This window comes from Mycobacterium lehmannii (genome assembly GCF_001499925.1).
GTDB lineage: Bacteria > Actinomycetota > Actinomycetes > Mycobacteriales > Mycobacteriaceae > Mycobacterium > Mycobacterium lehmannii.
Genome location: NZ_LQIR01000001.1, coordinates 23236 through 42038, shown reverse-complemented (window position 1 = coordinate 42038; position 18803 = coordinate 23236). Strand labels below are relative to the sequence as shown.

Here is an 18803-nt window from a genome sequence, read left to right as displayed (position 1 = left end):
GGGTTACCGCTGGGTAAGCTGGGACGACAGTTCGAGGAGGAATGATGACCGATCGCGTGACGGTGGGAAACCTGCGCGTGGCCCGGGTGCTGTACGACTTCGTTAACAACGAGGCATTGCCCGGCACCGACATCGACCCCGACACCTTCTGGTCCGGCGTGGACAAGGTCGTCGCCGATCTGACGCCCAAGAACGAAGAACTGCTGGCCAGACGCGACGACCTGCAGGCCCGCATCGACAAGTGGCACCGGCAGCGGGTCATCGAACCGCTCGACCATGACGCGTACAAGGCGTTCCTCACCGAGATCGGCTACCTGCTCCCCGAGCCCGACGACTTCACGATCACCACCGCGGGCGTCGACGACGAGATCACCACGACCGCCGGACCTCAGCTGGTGGTGCCGATCCTCAACGCCCGGTTCGCGCTGAACGCCGCGAACGCCCGCTGGGGTTCGCTCTACGACGCGCTCTACGGCACCGACGTGATCTCCGAGGACGACGGCGCCGAGAAGGGTTCCAGCTACAACAAGGTTCGCGGCGACAAGGTCATCGCCTACGCCCGCCGATTCCTCGACCGAGCTGCGCCGTTGGCCTCCGGCAACTGGAGCGAGGCCACCGGTCTGCGCATCGACGACGGCCAGCTGCTTGTCGACCTGGGCGACGACAACGCTTCGTCTGCTGACTCCTCGCGCGAGCGCTCGTCGGTCGGGCTTGCCGAGCCCGAGCAGTTCGTCGGTTACACCGGAGACCTCGGCTCGCCCCAGTGGTCGGTACTGTTGCGCAACAACGGATTACACGTCGAGATCCTCGTCGACCCGGAATCGCCCATCGGTTCGACCGACGCCGCGGGCATCAAGGACGTCGTCCTGGAATCCGCGGTCACCACGATCATGGACTTCGAGGATTCGGTCGCCGCCGTCGACGCCGAGGACAAGGTGCTCGGTTACCGGAACTGGCTGGGCCTCAACCGCGGTGACCTCACCGAAGAGGTGAGCAAGGGCGGTAAGACCTTCACCCGCAAGCTCAACGAGGACCGCACCTACACCACCCCGGGCGGCGAGGGCGAGCTGACGCTGCCCGGACGCAGCCTGTTATTCGTGCGCAACGTCGGACACCTGATGACCAACGACGCGATCGTGAGAACCGACGGCAATGGCGAAGAAGTCGAAGTCTTCGAAGGCATCCAGGACGCGCTGTTCACCAGCCTGGTCGCGATCCACGGCCTGAAGTCCGGGGACGGCAACGGCCCGCTGGTCAACAGTCGCACCGGCTCGGTGTACATCGTCAAGCCCAAGATGCACGGCCCCGACGAGGTGGCCTACACCGTCGAGTTGTTCGGCCGCGTCGAGGATGTGCTCGGGTTGCCCGCCAACACCCTCAAGGTCGGCATCATGGACGAGGAGCGCCGCACCACCGTCAACCTGAAGGCCTGCATCAAGGCCGCCGCCGACCGGGTGGTGTTCATCAACACCGGCTTCCTCGACCGCACCGGCGACGAGATCCACACCTCGATGGAAGCCGGCCCGATGATCCGCAAGGGCGCGATGAAGAGCACCCAGTGGATCCAGGCCTACGAGGACCAGAACGTCGACATCGGGCTGGCGACCGGTTTCTCCGGCAAGGCCCAGATCGGCAAGGGCATGTGGGCGATGACCGACCTGATGGCCGACATGGTCGAGCAGAAGATCGGCCAGCCCAAGGCCGGCGCCACCACCGCGTGGGTGCCGTCGCCGACCGCGGCCACGCTGCACGCCATGCACTACCACGAGGTCGACGTTTACGCGGTGCACAAGGAGCTGGAAGGCGAAAAGCGCACCAGCGTCGAGCAGCTGCTGGCCGTGCCGCTGGCCAAGGAGCTCGCGTGGGCGCCCGAGGAGATCCGCGAAGAGGTCGACAACAACTGCCAGTCCATCCTCGGCTACGTGGTGCGCTGGATCGACGCGGGGGTCGGCTGCTCCAAGGTGCCCGACATCCACAACGTCGCGCTGATGGAAGACCGTGCGACGCTGCGCATTTCGAGTCAGCTGCTGGCGAACTGGCTGCGCCACGGCGTCATCACGCCCGACGATGTGGTGGCCAGCCTCAAGCGGATGGCCGCAATCGTCGACAAGCAGAATGAGCAGGATCCCGAATTCAAGCCGATGGCAACGGATCCGGACCACAACATCGCATTCCAGGCCGCGCAGGAATTGATCCTCTCGGGCGCCGAACAACCCAACGGCTACACCGAGCCGATCCTGCATCGCCGCCGCCGCGAGTACAAGGCCGAACACGGCGGTGCGTGATCCGGTGACCGGTCGGCGTCGCAAGTAGAGGGCGGAAGTGGGCAGGCACAGTAAACCGGATCCCGAAGATTCGGCAGGCGGGGAGTTCGGCGATCGTCACGACGACTCGGAGACTGAACGCTTCGGTTATCTTGGCGACCGTCCGGAACCGGGACCCGGGAGCTATGACGCGGGCTATGGCTCCGAGTACGGCGACGTCGACCGTCCCGATTATGCGGATGGGCCGGAAGACCCCGGTTACTCGGATTTCGAACGCAACTACTCGGAGCCCGAGACCGGCGCATCGACTCCCCCGCCGGGAGTCCCGCCGCGCTCGGGCCCGGCGCACAGCGGTGAGTGGGAGGGCGGCGAGTGGACCGGTAGCCATCGCGCGGTCACCCCGGGCAGGCGTGGTGTCAGCGTCGGCGTCATCGCTGCCCTGGTCGCGGTCGTGGTGCTCGTCGGCGCGGTCATCCTGTGGCGATTCTTCGGTGACGCCTTGTCCGACCGCACCGATCAGGCCGCCGCGCGGTGCGTCGACGGTGAGCTGTCCGTCGCGGTGGTGGTCGACCCGAACATTGCCGAGCCGATCCAGTCGCTGGCCAACCGGTACAACGAGACCGCCGCCCCGGTGGCCGACAAATGCGTGAAGGTCGGCGTCAAACCGGCCGAATCCGACCAGGTGGTCAACGGTTTCACCGAGGCGTGGCCTAAAGAGTTGGGCGATCGTCCCGCATTGTGGGTGCCGGGCAGCTCGGTCTCGGCGGCGCGGCTCGAGGCTTCGTCGGGTGCACAGGCGATCATCGACAGCCGGTCACTGGCCACGTCGCCGGTGGTGCTGGCCGTTCGGCCGGAGTTGAAGAACGCTCTGGCGCAACAGAACTGGTCGACCATTCCGGCATTACAGAGCAATCCGGCTTCATTGGACGGGCTGAATCTGGCCGGCTGGGGCGCGCTGCGGCTGGCGCTGCCACTGAGCGGCGACAGCGATGCGTCGTATCTCGCCGCGGAGGCGATCGCGGCCGCGTCGGTGCCCGCCGGTGCGCCGGCCAGTGAGGGCATACGCGCGGTGAACACCGTCGTGGCGGGCCAACCGCAGCTGCCGGACAAGAAGACCTCGACCGCGTTCGACGCGCTGGTCAACGCATCCGATCCGGCGGCGGCTCCCGTGCACGCCGTCGCCATCACCGAACAGCAGCTGTATCAGCGCAGCGCCAGTCTGCCCAATGCCGCGGGTGCGGTCTCGGGATGGCTGCCGCCCGGTCCCGCGGCGGTGGCCGATTACCCGGCCGTGTTGGTGTCGGGCGATTGGCTGTCGCAGGAACAGAAGAGCGCTGCCAGCGAATTCGCCCGGTTCATGCGCAAACCCGAACAGCTCGCGGAGTTGGGCAAGGCCGGTTTCCGCACAGAAGGCGGAACGCTGCCCGACAGCGACGTCGTGGACTTCGGGCCGGTGCCTGCTCCGATGTCGGTGGGCGACGACCAGACACGCGCGCAACTGGCCAACGCGCTGACCGCCCCGGCGGCCAACCCGGCGGTGACGATCATGCTTGACCAGTCGATGCCCACCGATGAGGGCGGACGGTCTCGGCTGCAGAACGTCGTTGCCGCGCTGAACGCCCGGTTGCAGGCGTTGCCGGCCTCGTCGGCGGTGGGCCTGTGGACGTTCGACGGCACCGCGGGCCGTTCGGAGGTGAGCACCGGACCGTTGAGCGACCAAGTCGACGGCCAGCCCCGCTCGGCGGCGTTGACGTCAGCACTGGACCAACAGTCCGCCTCCGGAGGGGGTGCGGTCTCGTTCACCACGCTGCGGCTGGTCTACACCGAAGCGATGGCGAACTTCCGTGAAGGACAAGAGAATTCGGTCCTGGTGATCACCACCGGGCCGCACACCGACCAGACCCTCAACGGAGAAGGCTTGCAGCAGTACATCCGCGGCGCCTTCGACGAAGCCAAGCCGGTGGCCGTCAACGTCATCGACTTCGGGTCGAACTCCGATCGCGCGACCTGGGAGGCCGTTGCCGACATCAGCGGCGGCACCTACCAGAACCTCGCCAGCTCCGACTCCCCGGAACTGACGGCGGCGATCGCGAACTTCCTCGGTTAGCGCCCGGCGAACACCCGACTCACACGCCGCGCCCCTAGTCGCCGAACGTGGGTTACCGGCACACTTTTCTCGCTCTGGCGTGCGGGTAACCCACGTTCGGCGGGCAGTTGAGTGGTTACGCGAACGCCTCGACTGGCGGGCACGAGCACACCAGGTTGCGGTCGCCGTACGCACCGTCGATGCGACGCACCGGCGGCCACACCTTCGGGCGGTAGTTCTTGCCCAGCGGATAGGCCGCCTGCTCGCGGGTGTAGGTGTGCTTCCAATCGTCGACCAGCAGGGACTCCGCGGTGTGCGGTGCGTTGCGCAGCGGGTTGTCCTCGGCGGGCCAGGTGCCGTCGCCGACCTTGTCGATCTCCGCGCGGATCGCGATCATCGCCTCGCAGAACGCGTCGACCTCGGCGAGGCTTTCGCTCTCGGTGGGCTCGACCATCAGCGTGCCCGCCACCGGGAAACTCATGGTGGGTGCGTGGAAACCGTAGTCCGCCAGTCGTTTTGCCACATCGTCGACGGTCACGCCGGTCTGCTTGGTGATGGTGCGCAGGTCGAGGATGCACTCGTGGGCGACCATGCCGTTCTCGCCGGTGTAGAGCACCGGGTAGTACTCGTCGAGGCGGCGCGCGATGTAGTTGGCCGACGCGATGGCGGTCAGCGAGGCGGCACGCAATCCGGCTGCGCCCATCATACGGATGTAGGCCCAGCTGATCGGCAGGATCGACGCCGACCCGTACGGCGCCGCCGACACCGTGTACGCATCCGGCAGCTCCTCGGCGAGCGGATGGCCGGGCAGGAACGGCGCCAGGTGCGCGCGCACCGCGACCGGGCCGACGCCGGGGCCGCCGCCGCCGTGCGGAATGCAGAACGTCTTGTGCAGGTTGAGGTGGCTCACGTCGCCGCCGAACCGGCCGGGCCGGGCCAGGCCAACGAGCGCGTTGAGGTTGGCGCCGTCGACGTACACCTGACCGCCCGCGTCGTGGACCGCCGCGCAGATGTCGGCGATGTCGTGCTCGTACACCCCGTGCGTCGACGGGTAGGTGATCATCAACGCCGACAGTCGATCCGCGTGCTCGCTCACCTTTGCGCGCAGGTCGTCGAGGTCGACGTCGCCGTTGGGTCGGCACGCCACCACCACGACACGCATGCCCGCCAGCGCAGCCGAGGCCGCATTGGTGCCGTGCGCGCTGGACGGGATGAGGCAGACGTTGCGGTCGGGCTCACCGCGCTCGGCGTGATAGGCCTGGATCGCCAGCAGGCCGGCGTACTCGCCCTGCGAGCCCGCGTTGGGCTGTAGCGACACCGCGTCGTATCCGGTGATGTCAATCAGCCACTGCTCCAGGTCGGCAATCAGCTTCCGCAGCCCCGGGGTGTCGGATGCGGGTGCGAACGGATGCTGGCGCGCGAACTCCGGCCAGGTGATCGGTTCCATCTCGGCGGCCGCATTGAGCTTCATCGTGCACGATCCGAGCGGAATCATGCTGCGGTCCAAGGCGATATCCTTGTCGGCCAACGACCGTAGGTAACGCATCATCTCGGTTTCGGTGCGATACCGCGTGAACGCCGGATGGGTGAGGAACTCCGAGGTGCGCGTCGCGATTCGGGGGCCGTCGAACTCCGAATCGACCGGCGTCGCCGAGAAGGCCGACAGCACCGCCTCGACATGCGCGGCGGTGGTCGCCTCGTCACAGGACACCGAGACGTGGTCGTCGTCGACCAGCCAGACGTTGATGCCGCGCGCCTTGGCCGTCTCGCGCACCGCCGCCGCCCGGCCGGGCGCCTTGGCCAGCACGGTGTCGAAGAACTCGCGGTGTACGACCTCAACCCCTGCTGCCGTCAACCCGGCCGCCACCGCGCGCGCCCGCTGGTGCACCCGATCGGCGATCCCGGTCAGGCCGTCGGCGCCGTGGTAGCTGACGTACATCGCGGCCATCACCGCGAGCAGCACCTGCGCGGTGCAGATGTTGCTGGTGGCCTTGTCGCGGCGGATGTGCTGTTCGCGGGTCTGCAACGCCAGCCGGTACGCCGGCGCGCCGTCGGCGTCGAGCGACACCCCGACAAGGCGGCCCGGCAGCTGGCGCGCGTGCTTGGCGTGCACGGCCAGATATCCGGCATGGGGTCCACCGAAACCCATTGGCACACCGAACCTCTGGGTGCTTCCGAACGCGACGTCGGCGCCGGTCTCACCGGGCGGGGTGAGCAGCGTCAACGCCAGCAGATCCGCACCGATCGCGACCAAAGCGCCGCGGTCATGGGCTTGGGCGACGAGATCACTCCAGTCCACGACGGCGCCGCTGGCCCCCGGCAGTTGAGCGATGACGCCGAAGAAGTCGCCGTCGGGCAGTCCCCGGGTCAGATCGGCGGTGACGATCTCGATGCCGAGCGGTTCGGCGCGGGTGGCCAGCACCGCGGCGCTCTGGCGGAACAGGTCGGCGTCGACGGCCAGCCGGTTCGACGGTCCGCGCACTGCGCGGTGCATCAGCGTCATCGCCTCGGCGGCCGCCGTGCCCTCGTCGAGCATGGACGCGTTGGCGACCTCGAGGCCGGTCAGATCGGTCACCATCGTCTGGAAGTTGAGCAGCGCCTCGAGGCGGCCCTGGCTGATCTCCGGTTGGTACGGGGTGTAGGCCGTGTACCAGGCGGGGTTTTCAAGGATGTTGCGGCGCAACACCGGTGGGGTCAGCGTGTCGTAGTAGCCCTGGCCGATCATCGACACGGCCACGGTGATCGTGTCGGCGAGCGTGCGCAGTTCGGCCAGCGCCTCGTCCTCGGAGGCGGCCGCGGGTAGCCGGTCGAGCCCCGGGGCCAAAGCGTCGGCCGACAGCGGGTCGAGGATGCCCGACGGCAGCGCTTTCTCGGCGAGTTCGTCGAGTGAGGAGACGCCGATCGTCTCGAGCATGGTGGCGACGGCGTCGGCATCCGGTCCGATGTGGCGGTCGGCGAAATTGGGCTGATGGTGATCGAACACTCGGGCTACTCCAGACGCGTTCAGGCAGAGGACCGCTGGGTTCCTCCCCCTCTGTCGTCGACCCGGTGCGGGCGCCTGAGAGATTCGGCGATCACGACGGTGCGAGATTCGCCTTTCCCCATGGGCGGGCGAGGGCGGCCGGGCGGACCCGACCGGAGAGCTCACCGCTTTCCAGAGGCATCGGGGTCTCGTGCGGTCCTGGGTGCCTGAGAGGTTGACGGAGAGGTGTTGCTCCTTCGGCGTCCGTGACTGGCCGCCACGAAACTCTCCCGCACAAGCGCGATGCGTTCACGAGTTTACCGTCAGAGGCGCTGGCCTCGGCAGCGAGCGGGTGCGTGGCCCGAAATGTCAGCCGATCTTGCGGTCGCGGTGCTTGCGCCGCGAGGCCAACTCGTCCTCGGGAGCCGCGATCGACTCGCCCCCGTCGGCGCGCTCACCGGGGAAATCGGCGATAGCGCCGGTCAACTCCCGCATCGCACCCGAAACCGCGATGCCGAACACGCCTTGACCGCCCTGCAGAAGGTCGACGACCTCTTCGGCCGACGTGCACTCGTAGACCGTGGTGCCGTCGGAGAACAGCGTGATGTTGGCCAGATCGCGAACCCCGCGCTGGCGCAGGTGGTCGACGGCGACGCGGATGTTGTGCAGCGAGATACCGGTATCGAGCAGGCGTTTGACGATCTTGAGGACCAGGATGTCCTTGAACGAGTACAGCCGCTGGCTGCCGGAGCCTGCCGCGCTTCGGATGGACGGTACGACCAGCGACGTCCGAGCCCAGTAGTCGAGCTGGCGGTAGGTGATGCCGGCGATCTGGCAGGCGCTGGGGCCGCGGTAGCCGACGAGCTCGTCGGGAACGGAGTCGTCGGGGAACAGCCCGGCCTGGACGGGTTCTCCGGCCGGCTCCGGAGTGGTGGTCAGTTCCGAATCCGCGGGGCCGCTAGCAGCGGTGAGGTCCAGCTGCTCCTGACGTGGCGTGTCTCCCACTTCCAGATTCCTCTCGCCGATCGAACCCGCCTCTGTGACCTACGTGGGCACACATTTGCCAAGCCCGAGTGTGTCGAGCATACGCTTCTCGCCGTCCGCGGACTGCCCATCAGTGGTCCGGCCCCCAAAGTATGGCTGCCCGATTCGCCGACGGGGAAACCCCGCACCGCGTGTCGAGGGGACGAGACGTTTCCGTGACAAACCCGCAGGACGACGGCCGCCTCTAGGTGGCCTTGAAGTCGTCCGGAGAGACCGAATCCAAAAACTCCTTGAACTTCTCGACCTCGTCCTCGCGCACTGCGCCCGCCGCTTCGTCGTCGTTCTCGTCGGGAATGATCAGCCCGGCCTCCGCCAGCACCGCTTCCTCGACGTAGATCGGCACCCCGACCCGCAGCGCGATCGCCACGGAATCCGACGGACGCGCCGACACCTTGATGTCGCGGTCGAAGATCAGGTCGGCGTAGAAGGTGCCCTCCTGCAGGTCGACGATGCGCACCTCTTTGAGCGAATGGCCAAGCGCGGCAATGACATCTCGGATCAGATCGTGTGTCAGCGGCCGGGCCGGCTCGACCCCCTGCTGTTCGAGCGCGATCGCGGCGGCCTCCGACTGGCCGATCCAGATGGGCAGATACCGGTCGCCGTTGGACTCCCTCAGCAGCAGGACCGGCTGGTTCTGCGGTTGCTCCACGCGAATGCCGACCACACGAACCTCACCCATCTGTGTCTGCCCTCCGCACCGAAGAAGCGAGCTTCATAGCCATCGCTTCGAGTCTAATCCTCAGCGATCCAGTACGTCGCGCACAGCCGACTTGATCAACGATGTGTGCAATGTGATCGCCAAGGCCGCCACTTCACGTGCCAGATCGTCGGCCCGGTCGCGGGCGCCTGCCTTGTTGGCCTTGACGATAGGCCCTGCGATCTGGGCGATCAGATCGGACTGCCGATCGGCCGCCGACCGGAACGCCCGCAGGTGCCGGGGCTCGACGCCGTAGTCCTCCAGAGCGCGGGCGCACTGGGCGATCACCACGGAATGCTCGTCGAAGAATCCGCCTCGTCCAGGCGTGATGACGCCGGCCTTGACGAGCGCGCCCAGCAGTTCTTCTCCGACGCCCGAGCGGGCCAGCAGATCCTCCCGCGACAGGCGCACCTGCGTTGGGGCCACCGCCGCCGCACCCCCGTGAGCGTCGGCGCCCTCTGTGCCGTCTGAGGACACCGGAACCAAACGCGGTACGCCGTATGCCGATCCGTTCTGGGGCAGCTCGCCGTCGGGCTGTGCGTCGAGCTGTGCCTTGATCACCTTCAGCGGCAGGTACTGGTCGCGCTGGGCGGTGAGGATGAACCGTAGACGTGCGCAGTCGTAGGCGGTGAACCGCCGGTAACCCGACGCGGTGCGCTCGGGGGTGACCAGGCCTTCGGCCTCCAGGAACCGGATCTTGGAAATGGTCACGTCCGGGAAGTCCGGTCGTAGCAGATCGAGGACCGCTCCGATCGACATCCCAGTGAGCGCGGGAGTGTCGGGTGCGCCCATGGTTACTCTTCGCGCATGCGTTGGTCGACCACTAGCCGGCCTGACCGCTGTCGTCGTTCTTCGGGCCGGTGAGAAACACCAGGCGGAACTTCCCGATCTGCACCTCGTCGCCGTTGGCCAGCACCGCCGAGTCCACCGGTTCGCGGTTGACGTAGGTGCCGTTGAGGCTGCCGACGTCGACCACCTGGAACTCACCGCTTTCAAGGCGGAACTCGGCATGCCTGCGGCTCACCGTGACGTCGTCGAGGAAGATGTCGCTGTCGGGATGCCGACCGGCCGACGTGGTGGGCTGGTCGAGCAGGAACCGCGATCCCGCGTTCGGCCCGCGCTTGACGACCAGCAGCGCCGATCCGGCGGGCAGACCTTCGACGCCCGAAACGGCGCCCTCGGTGCCAGCCGTGGCCGGGGCGTCCAGTTCGTTGAGGAAGTCGGCGCGGAAGACGGACGTCGTTTCCACGGTGACTTCGTCAGACGTCTGGTCGGTCCCAGAGTTCTGGTCGTTTTCCGTCACCCGCTGCTCCTAACTGGCTGCTGTGGCGATACCGCGTCTGATGTCGACCGTACCGCGCGGCGAGCGCGATTGTGCCCACCACCGCCGGATCCGCCCTAGTTGGCGTCCGGTCTGCAAAACCCTAACAACCCGTCACTCGCTCACTGTGCTGCGGTAGCCGTCGGCGTCCAGCAGCGTGCCCAGCCCCTGCTCCAGGGCGGCGGGGTCGGCCTGCAGCTCGACCAGCCAACCCTCCCCGTAGGGATCGGAGTTCACGAGCTGGGGACTCCCCTCGAGATCACCGTTGACCGCAACGACTTTCGCGGTGACGGGGGCGTACAGGTCCGACACCGACTTGGTGGACTCCACCTCGCCGAACGACTCGCCGGCAGTCACCTCGGCACCGACGTCGGGCAGCTGGACGAACACCACGTCACCGAGCGCCGACTGGGCGTAATCGGTGATACCGACGCGCACGGTGTCGTCGCCGGTGCGCAACACCCACTCATGTTCTTCGGTGTAGTGCAGGTCGGCTGGGATTTCGCTCACGGCGCTCCTCGTTGTTCAGCGGTTCGGCCCGGGTTGGCAACTGACCCTCATTTGACTGGCTGAGCGTATTGGCGCTGTTTCGGTTGCCGCAAGGCGGTCACGTCGACGCGGTCGGACTGCTGCACAGCCATGCTGCCGCCGACCCGTTCGACGCTGTCCATGGCGCCACCGGGAATGGTCATGGCGGCGGCCAGGGTGGGCGGATCGCCAATGGCCAGAACCGAATACGGCGGGCTCATGGTGACTTCGTCGATCACCAGCGCGCCCGGGTTGCCGACGACCCAGGTGTCGACGCCGACGCGCACCGCGGTCTGCGCGTCGGCTCCCCCACCCCGGATCTCCATTGCCTCGGCGCCTGCGTTGCGCAGTTCGTTGATCACGTCGAGCAGCGTTTCGGCGGGCACGCCGGGCGCGGTGTCGGTGATCGTCAACGTCACACCAGGCCCGGTCGCGGGAACCGTGCCGATCAGGATGGACAGCGCGGCCAGACGGGCCTGGGCGTTCTCGATGGCGGCCTGGTCGCTGCTGCCGGACGCCTGCAATTGCGCCAGGGTGCGCTGCAGATCGTTCACCTCGGTGTTCAGCGCAGCCTCCCGCTGTTGCAGCGAGTCCAGCAGCACCAACAGGTCAGCGGGCCGGGCGGTCTCGAGCGAGTCACCGGACTCGTTCTGCCGAACCTGGGTCACGATCGCCACACCGAGCAGTACGCACAGCACCACGGCCAGCGCCCCGAACACCACCTGGGAGCGGCCCCTCCGCATCACCCCGCCGATTCCGCCCGCGCGCAGATCGCCGATCTCCTGAGACGGCTCGTCGGTCGGCAGTTCGTGGCGGCCGCCGCCGGCGCGACGGTCGTCGTTGTCATCGGGTAGGGAATGCTGCGGTGTGTGCTCATTCATGGGCATGCCTCGTCATCACGCGCCGAACAACCTGCGGCGCAAAGCGGCTGCGTTGCCGAAGATCCGGATTCCGAGCACGACGATGATCGCCGTCGACAACTGCGTGCCGACCCCCAACTGGTCGCCGAGGTAGACGATCAGCGCGGCGACCAACACGTTGAATACGAACGACACCACGAACACCTTCGAGTCGAAGATGCGCTCGAGGTACGCGCGCAGGCCGCCGAAAACCGCGTCGAGCGCGGCGACCACCGCGATCGGCAGGTAGGGCTGGACGAACTCGGGCACGTCGGGGTGGAACACCAGGCCGAGCACCACGCCCGCGATCAGTGCGGCGATTCCGATCATGTGTCTGACTTCATGTTCGTGTCATTGCCCAATCTGCTTGGCGAAGTTCAATTCTCGAACCGAGCCCGCGGGCAGCTTCAGCCCGTCGCCGGTACTCACGCTCACCCCGACACCGTAGGAGGCCTCCAGCAGCCGCAGCCGCTGCAGGCCCGGGCTGCGGTCGAACACCTCCTGCATCGCGTGCGGCGGTCCGATCGCGAGGACGACATAAGGGCTGCTGATCGGTTGATTGTCGACCAGGATGCCGCCGCCCGCCTGTCGGATAGTGACATTGGGGCCGATCCGCACGCCGCCGACCGACAGCGCTTCGGCGCCGCTGACCCACAACGAGTTGACGACCAGTTGCAGGTCGCGGTCGAGAATCACCTGCCTGCTGCCCGGGACCCGTTCTTTGGACACGTCGCTCAGGTTGGCCGACGACGCGCCCGGGTCGGTGACGGTGATCGTCAGCCCGGGCCCGATCACGGGCGTGGCCGCGGCGGCGAAGCTCGCCTCGTCGAGGCGGCTGAGCAACTGCTGGCCCCGTGCGTCGCCCTCCAGGCGCCTGCGGCGTTCGTCGTCGACCTCGGCCGCCAGCGTGTCCCGGCGCTCGGCGGCCGCGGTGGTGTCGGCCTGCGCCGTCCGCACGCTGCCCGCAAGCACATGCTGCGTCTCCTGGACACCGGGTGCGGTCGCGCGCGCCTGGGCCACCGCGGCGGCGAACACCACCACCAGCAGCAAGGCACCCGCCAGCTGCCAGGCCCACTGTTGCCACCTCGGCCGCTCGCGGCCGGCGGCCTTCGCCTCGGCGGCCGCGGCGTACCCCGGATCGAGGTGATCGGTCAACAGCGACCGCAGCAGCGACGGCACCGGAATCTTGGTCGGCCGGTTCGCCTCGTGAGCGTTGCGGCCCGACTCCGGGTCATAGCCGCCGAGGGTGTTGCGGAAACTCTGCGTCATCGCGACACCTTCGGCAGTTGGCGCATCACCATGCCCACCTGGATCAGGTAGAGCACCGCTGACCACAGGTACATCAGCAGGCCCCAGATCAGAAAGCCCCACCCGATGGCCAGCACCACCCGGCTCCACGTGGCGTCCCACTGCCCCAACAGGATCAGCGGCAGACCCGACATCAACGCGAACGTGGCGGCCTTGCCGATGTAGGTGACCGGCAGCGCGGTCAGGCCACGGCTGCGCAGCAGCGGCAGCGTCGCGGCCAGCACGGCGTCGCGCCCGATCAAGGTGAGCACAATCCACCACGGCAGCGACCCGTGCAGCCCCATGGCGATCGGGACCGTCAGCATGTAGATGCGGTCCACGGCGGGATCGAGCAGCTCCCCCAGCCGCGATGACTGGTTGTCGACCAGCCGGGCGATCTTGCCGTCGGCCCAGTCGGAGAACCCGCTGAACATCAGCACGGCCACCGCCCAGGCGTTGGCATGCACCACGAGCAGCAGCCACAGGAAGACCGGCACCAGCACCAGTCGCACCGCGCTGAGCACGTTGGGCACGGTGAGCACCCGGTCGCGGGCCTGACCCGCCCCCTCCGGCGGCGAAGGCACCTGGCCATGCGCCTCGGTCATGGGCTAAACCTAGCGGAACACGCCCGGCAGGCTCAGCGCCGAGAGCGAGTCGTCGGCCAGTGGGTTGTCGTGCACCATGTACGTCCACGTCGAGGTCGGCCGGGCCAGCTTCGACAGGTCCACGCCCGGCTCGTCCTCGATCGACGGCGCGGTTTCGAACGTCTGCTGGGCCGCCTCTATCGCGTCGGCGGCCAGCGATGCGAACGCGTCGACGGCCATGCGGTGGAACTCGTCGATCGGGGTCTGGTTGCCCAGCGCCCGCAAATGGATGCTCTCGCGGATGTCGGCCAGGTATGCCAGGTGGTCGGCCCAGCCGCGGTCGAGGTGGTACAGCATGATCAGCCGGCAGATCGTCTCCAGCTTCTCCTCACCGAGCCGTTCGACGACCTCCTCGTAGCGTTTCGGCGACAGCTCGGCGAGCTCCTCGCGCGCTGTGGGTGTGCGCAGCAAGGTGTTTCGTCGCTCTACGATGATCGCGCGCTGCTGGGCGATCAGCTGGTTGTAGCGCCAGTTGGTGGCGTGGATATCCAGCATCCGGCCTTCGGCGACGCGCTGTGCGTGGTCGAGCAGGCTGGCGGCCTTGGGGCTGACGACGCGGCCGTCCTCGTCGGTCTCCATCGGCAGCTTGTTGGGTTCGAGATGCGCGACGACGACGTCGTCTTCCCAGCTGGAGAAGAACACCGACGAGCCGGGATCGCCCTGGCGCCCGGCGCGGCCGCGCAACTGGTTGTCCAACCGCTCGGTGTGGTGGCGGCCGGTGCCGATGACGTGCAGCCCGCCGAGTTCGGCGACCTCATCGTGGTCGGCCTCGTCTGAGCCCCCGAGCCTGATGTCGGTACCCCGGCCTGCCATCTGCGTGGACACGGTGACGCTGCCCAGCGTGCCGGCCTCGGCGATCACCGCGGCCTCCTCGGCGTCGTTCTTGGCGTTCAGCACGACTGCGGGAACACCGGCCTTGACCAGTTTCTCGTGCAGCTCTTCGGATTCCGCGACGTCGCGCGTGCCGACGAGCACCGGCTGCCGGGTCTGGTGAACCTCCTTGATGTGCTCGACGACCGCGTCGTTCTTGGCGGCCGCGGTGACGTACACCCGGTCGGGCTCGTCCTCGCGGATGTTCGGCTTGTTCGGCTCGATCGGTGACACGCCGAGCTTGTAGAACTGGCGCAGCTGTTCGCCGGCCGCCAGCGCGGTGCCGGTCATACCGCACACCGTCGCGTACCGGTTCACCAGCGCCTGGACCGTGATGGTGTCGAGTACCTCGCCGGTTTCGGTGGTCTCGATGCCCTCCTTGGCCTCGACCGCGGCCTGCAGGCCGTCGGGCCAGCGCTGCAGCTGCGCGATGCGACCGCGCGAGGCGTTGATCAGGTGTACGGCGTCGTCGCGGACGATGTAGTGCACGTCGCGTTGCAACAGGACGTGGGCGTGCAGCGCCACGTTGATCTCGGTCAGCGTGCCGCAGACGTGCTCCTCGGAGTACAGGTCGATGCCGCCGAGCTTGGCCTCCATCTTCTGGGCACCGATCTCGGTGAGATGGACGTTGCGGCTGTCGGTGTCGGTGTCGTAGTCCACGCCGGGAGTGAGTTCGCCGACCATGCGGATGATGTCGACCTTGGGGGTCTCGCGGTGGGTGGTGCCGGCCAGCACCAGCGGAACCAACGCCTCGTCGACCAACACCGAGTCGGCCTCGTCGATCAGCGCGACGTCGGGGTTCGGCGAGACCAGATCGGCGACGTCGGTGACCAACTGGTCGCGCAGCACGTCGAACCCGATCTCGTTCACCGAGGCGTAGGTGACGTCGCACTGGTAGGCCGCGCGGCGCTCCTCGGCCGTCGAACTCTCGGTGATCCAGCCGACGGTCAGGCCCAGCGCCTCCAGAAGCGGGCCCATCCATTCGGCGTCGCGGCGCGCGAGGTAGTCGTTGATCGTGATGACGTGCACGCTGCGACCGCCCAGGGCGTAACCGGCCGCCGCGATCGCACCCGAGAGCGTCTTGCCTTCACCGGTCGCCATCTCGACCACGTCGCCCGCGAGCATGCGCAGGGCACCCAGAAGCTGAACATCGAATGGCCGCAGCGAAGTTTTGCGCTCGGCGGCCTCGCGGGCTATCGCCAGAAACTGCGGCACGTCGCTCGACTCGGCGAGGTCATCGAGGTTGAGTAACTTGGCGGCCTTGGCCAACTTTTCGTCGTCGAGCGCCGCGGCCTTCTCGTCGAAGTCCGCCGAGCTGCGCACTTGCGCCATCGATTGCGCCTGGCTCCGGTCGGTACTGGCGCCGAGCAGCTTCCAGAACCTATTGCTGACACGACCTGAAGTGCGGGTCTTCGTCTTTGCCACACCGCTACCGTACGCGCAGCGCTCCTGGCCGTGAGCGCACGTGCCCGCTTCGCGACACGCCGTGTTTCGGCGGCTGTCTGCGCACGTCCCCTACTCACGTGTGGGCCCACAGGGTTGGTCGACCGTGCGGAAGTCGATGCGCGCGAAATCGCACACCGGCTCGAAGCCGATCTTTCGATAGATCGCGTTCGAGGTCGGGTTGGCACGATCGGTGAACAGCACCACCGCCGCGTCGGCGCGCTCCAGCGAGGACTGGGAGGCCGCGGCGGTGAGGGCCGAGCCGTAGCCATGGGCCCGGTGCGCCGCCGGTGTGAACACCGGACCGATGCGCGACACCCCCGCCACCGGCGCATGCAGCAGTGCCGTGCTGACCGGTGTGCCGTCGACGTCCCACATCAGGAACCGGTCGCCCCGGACGGCGGCGGTGTCGACGAAGCGAGCCCTCGCGGCGTCGTCGCGGGGGTGGCCGAACGTCTCGCCGAAAAAGCGCTCCATCCAGTCGGTCAGGAGGGCGCGATCGGTCTCGTCGGCCCATCGCGGCGCTCCGGCAACGCCGGTCGGCGGCTGCAGGGTCCCCAGTCGGTAGAGCCGCTCTTCGAGCGTGACGGTGCCGGGATGCCCGCCGTGCGACTGCCAGGCGTCGGCGATTGCGACGGCGACCTGACGGAGCCCGCGCACCCCGGTCAGATCGGGTCGCCTCTGGAGGAGACCGCGGGCGACGACGTCGGCGCAATCTATCGGAATACCGTTGCACACCAACGGGTATGACGGTGTTTGCATTGCGACAGCGACGACGTCCGAGTTCTGCCACACCGACATCAGCAGTGTGTCGTCGGGGATCGCCGCGGCAAGGACCGTCAGCTCGACGGTGTTGGCGACCGGGTCGCGCCGGTACACCGGTTCGGCGAGTGCGCGGAACTCGTCGGCGGAATTGTGAATGTGCACCTGCATGAGTCCAGCATGGCCCGAACGCCGAACGGGTCGAGCGATTTTCGTCGCGTTCGCTGCGGTGTGAGGGTGCGCAAAGTGCTGAGATTTCGCGGCGTGTCGTGGGCAGACACGCGCGCTCGCGGAAAATAGGGCTAGGCCAGGTTGGAGCGACGGGGGTAGGCCACCGTCGGATCGGTCAGCACATTCACCACCGCGGGCAGCGTCGAGGAGAAGGCGCGCTCGAGGGCGGGGCGCAGTTCGGCGGGTGTCGACACCAACTCGCCGTGTCCGCCGAGCGCGGTCACGACCTCGTCGTACCGGGTGCCCGGCCGCAGGTCGGCCACCACCGAATACCCGTAGATCGCCTCCATCGGATGCTTCTCCAGCGCCCAGACACCGTTGTTGCCGATCACCGAAACGACCTGAATCCCGTGACGCACCAACGTATCCCACTCCATGCCCGAGAACCCGAACGCCCCGTCGCCCTGGAGCAGGATCACCTGGCGATCGGGCCGGGCCAGCTTGGCGGCCAGGGCGTAGCCCGGTCCGGAACCCAGGCAGCCGAACGGGCCGCTGTCGAGCCAGGCGCCGGGCACGTAGCTGTCGATGACGCGGCCGGCATAGGAGCCGAAGTCGCCTGCGTCGACCACCACGATCGCGTCGCGGTCGAGCATGGCGCTGATCTCGGCGTACACGCGCATGGGGTGCAGCGGCGTGCGGTCGTCGCACAGTTCATCGGCCTCGGAGGCACGCATCGCGGTCTCGGTGGCACGCAGGTCGGCGATCCAGGCTTCGTGATCGTTGGCGCCGGCCGCCGACAGGGCGGACAACGTGGCGCTGATGTCGCCGTACAGGCCGGCGGCGACCGGTCGAGGCTGCGGTCGATCCGGGGGGCAACGGTCGACGGCGATCAGCACGGTGTCCGCGCCGAACACACCACCGAAGCCCAGACGAAAGTCCATCGGCACGCCGATCACCAGCGCAACATCTGCCTGCTTCAACGCCTTTGACCGCGCCCGGGAGAACGCGAGCTGGTGGTCGGCGGGGACCGCGCCGCGGGCCATCCCGTTCATCAGCACCGGAAGGCGCAGCGCCTCGGCCAGATTCAGCAGCGCCGTCTCGGCATGACCCCACCAGACGTTGGTCCCGGCCATGATGACCGGCCGTTGCGCCTCGGCGAGCAGGCCCAGCGCAGCGCCCACGGCGTCGCCGTCGGCCTGCACCACCGCAGTCGGTTGACTCAGCGCTCCTGGCGCGCCGGCGTCCGCGGCCTCGCTGAACACGTGGTCCATCGGAAAGTCGACGAACGACACACCCGAGGGCCCGCCCGCCGTCCCGGCCGCGGCGCGCAACGCGTCATCGACCAGTCCCGCAACGGCATCCGGCGCCTGGGCGGTCGCGGCGAAGCGGGTCAACGGCGCGACGAACGGGACGTGGTCGATTTCCTGCAGGCTGCCCTGCCCCCACCGCATGGCTGGCGCGCGACCGCCGAGGATCACCAGCGGTGACTGGTTCTGCTGCGCGGCGGCCATCGCGCTCATGCCGTTGGTGACGCCGGGCCCGGCCGTCAACGCCGCGACACCCGGTACCCGGGTCACCTTGGACCAGCCCTCGGCGGCGAACGCGGCGCTCTGCTCGTGGCGGGTGTCGACCAACCGGATGTCCTCCGCCCGGCAACCGTCGTAGATCGAGAACAGGTGCCCGCCGGAAAGCGTGAACACCGTGTCGATCCCGCTCGCCCGCAACCGCCGAGCGATCAGATGCCCTGCGTTCACGGTGACCGGAGCGTCGCTGCTCATGTCGGCAGCTTACGCAGGCGGATCACCGGTAAGGACCGTCGCCGACT

Annotated in this window: 15 protein-coding genes and 1 riboswitch; of the genes, 2 read left to right on the top strand and 13 right to left on the bottom strand. The window is 68.0% G+C overall.

Going from position 1 to position 18803, the window contains the following annotated elements; all coding sequences use genetic code 11:
• Positions 1 to 44 precede the first annotated feature (44 nt).
• Positions 45 to 2285: a malate synthase G gene (locus tag AU192_RS00195; RefSeq protein WP_064394139.1), complete on the top strand. Its 2241-nt coding sequence runs from the start codon at positions 45 to 47 to the stop codon at positions 2283 to 2285.
• 37 nt (positions 2286 to 2322) lie between these two features.
• Complete coding sequence (locus AU192_RS00190) at positions 2323 to 4371, top strand: substrate-binding domain-containing protein (protein ID WP_064393708.1); 2049 nt, start codon at positions 2323 to 2325, stop codon at positions 4369 to 4371.
• 115 nt (positions 4372 to 4486) lie between these two features.
• On the opposite strand, the gene gcvP is transcribed toward AU192_RS00190, so the two are convergent.
• The 13 genes from gcvP to AU192_RS00125 all read right to left on the bottom strand — a co-directional run bounded on the left by gcvP (position 4487) and on the right by AU192_RS00125 (position 18756).
• Positions 4487 to 7333 (bottom strand): aminomethyl-transferring glycine dehydrogenase, encoded by a 2847-nt coding sequence (gcvP, locus tag AU192_RS00185; protein WP_064393707.1) that lies wholly within the window; start codon positions 7331 to 7333, stop codon positions 4487 to 4489.
• A gap of 183 nt (positions 7334 to 7516) precedes the next feature.
• Positions 7517 to 7615, bottom strand: a riboswitch (glycine riboswitch).
• Between the two features lie 66 nt (positions 7616 to 7681).
• Positions 7682 to 8317: a MerR family transcriptional regulator gene (locus AU192_RS00180; protein WP_064393706.1), complete on the bottom strand. Its 636-nt coding sequence runs from the start codon at positions 8315 to 8317 to the stop codon at positions 7682 to 7684.
• Between the two features lie 223 nt (positions 8318 to 8540).
• Positions 8541 to 9035, bottom strand: coding sequence for a bifunctional nuclease family protein (locus AU192_RS00175; RefSeq protein ID WP_059098552.1), 495 nt, complete (start codon positions 9033 to 9035; stop codon positions 8541 to 8543).
• 60 nt (positions 9036 to 9095) lie between these two features.
• Entirely contained in the window at positions 9096 to 9845 is a 750-nt protein-coding gene (gene ftsR / locus AU192_RS00170; RefSeq protein ID WP_064393705.1) for a transcriptional regulator FtsR, read from the bottom strand.
• A 31-nt stretch (positions 9846 to 9876) separates the two neighbouring features.
• Complete coding sequence (gene garA / locus AU192_RS00165) at positions 9877 to 10356, bottom strand: glycogen accumulation regulator GarA (protein ID WP_064393704.1); 480 nt, start codon at positions 10354 to 10356, stop codon at positions 9877 to 9879.
• A 132-nt stretch (positions 10357 to 10488) separates the two neighbouring features.
• A complete protein-coding gene (gcvH, locus tag AU192_RS00160) occupies positions 10489 to 10884 on the bottom strand; it encodes a glycine cleavage system protein GcvH (protein ID WP_064393703.1) in 396 nt (131 codons plus the stop codon).
• 47 nt (positions 10885 to 10931) lie between these two features.
• Positions 10932 to 11783 carry a DUF881 domain-containing protein gene (locus tag AU192_RS00155; protein ID WP_064393702.1) on the bottom strand — a complete coding sequence of 284 codons (852 nt, stop codon included), beginning with the start codon at positions 11781 to 11783 and terminating at the stop codon, positions 10932 to 10934.
• Positions 11784 to 11798: 15 nt separating this feature from the next.
• The gene (locus AU192_RS00150; protein WP_064393701.1) at positions 11799 to 12131 is read right to left on the bottom strand and encodes a small basic family protein; all 333 of its coding nucleotides are present in this window, start codon (positions 12129 to 12131) and stop codon (positions 11799 to 11801) included.
• Between the two features lie 21 nt (positions 12132 to 12152).
• A complete protein-coding gene (locus tag AU192_RS00145; protein ID WP_064393700.1) occupies positions 12153 to 13070 on the bottom strand; it encodes a DUF881 domain-containing protein in 918 nt (305 codons plus the stop codon).
• Entirely contained in the window at positions 13067 to 13693 is a 627-nt protein-coding gene (locus AU192_RS00140) for a CDP-alcohol phosphatidyltransferase family protein (protein WP_064393699.1), read from the bottom strand. The genes AU192_RS00145 and AU192_RS00140 overlap by 4 nt, the downstream gene beginning before the upstream one ends.
• Before the next feature lie 9 nt (positions 13694 to 13702).
• Positions 13703 to 16027, bottom strand: coding sequence for an accessory Sec system translocase SecA2 (gene secA2, locus AU192_RS00135; RefSeq protein ID WP_064393698.1), 2325 nt, complete (start codon positions 16025 to 16027; stop codon positions 13703 to 13705).
• 90 nt (positions 16028 to 16117) lie between these two features.
• Positions 16118 to 16978 carry a GNAT family N-acetyltransferase gene (locus tag AU192_RS00130; RefSeq protein ID WP_064393697.1) on the bottom strand — a complete coding sequence of 287 codons (861 nt, stop codon included), beginning with the start codon at positions 16976 to 16978 and terminating at the stop codon, positions 16118 to 16120.
• A 131-nt stretch (positions 16979 to 17109) separates the two neighbouring features.
• A complete protein-coding gene (locus tag AU192_RS00125) occupies positions 17110 to 18756 on the bottom strand; it encodes an acetolactate synthase (protein ID WP_064393696.1) in 1647 nt (548 codons plus the stop codon).
• Between the last annotated feature and the right edge of the window lie 47 nt (positions 18757 to 18803).

Excerpts from the sequence above, each read along its gene's own strand:
- AU192_RS00195 (WP_064394139.1), top strand. The coding sequence starts at position 45 with ATGACCGATCGCGTGACGGTGGGAAACCTGCGCGTGGCCCGGGTGCTG.
- AU192_RS00175 (WP_059098552.1), bottom strand. The coding sequence starts at position 9,035 with ATGGGTGAGGTTCGTGTGGTCGGCATTCGCGTGGAGCAACCGCAGAAC.
- ftsR (WP_064393705.1), bottom strand. The coding sequence starts at position 9,845 with ATGGGCGCACCCGACACTCCCGCGCTCACTGGGATGTCGATCGGAGCG.
- AU192_RS00155 (WP_064393702.1), bottom strand. The coding sequence starts at position 11,783 with ATGAATGAGCACACACCGCAGCATTCCCTACCCGATGACAACGACGAC.
- AU192_RS00150 (WP_064393701.1), bottom strand. The coding sequence starts at position 12,131 with ATGATCGGAATCGCCGCACTGATCGCGGGCGTGGTGCTCGGCCTGGTG.
- AU192_RS00145 (WP_064393700.1), bottom strand. The coding sequence starts at position 13,070 with ATGACGCAGAGTTTCCGCAACACCCTCGGCGGCTATGACCCGGAGTCG.
- AU192_RS00140 (WP_064393699.1), bottom strand. The coding sequence starts at position 13,693 with ATGACCGAGGCGCATGGCCAGGTGCCTTCGCCGCCGGAGGGGGCGGGT.
- AU192_RS00130 (WP_064393697.1), bottom strand. The coding sequence starts at position 16,978 with ATGCAGGTGCACATTCACAATTCCGCCGACGAGTTCCGCGCACTCGCC.
- AU192_RS00125 (WP_064393696.1), bottom strand. The coding sequence starts at position 18,756 with ATGAGCAGCGACGCTCCGGTCACCGTGAACGCAGGGCATCTGATCGCT.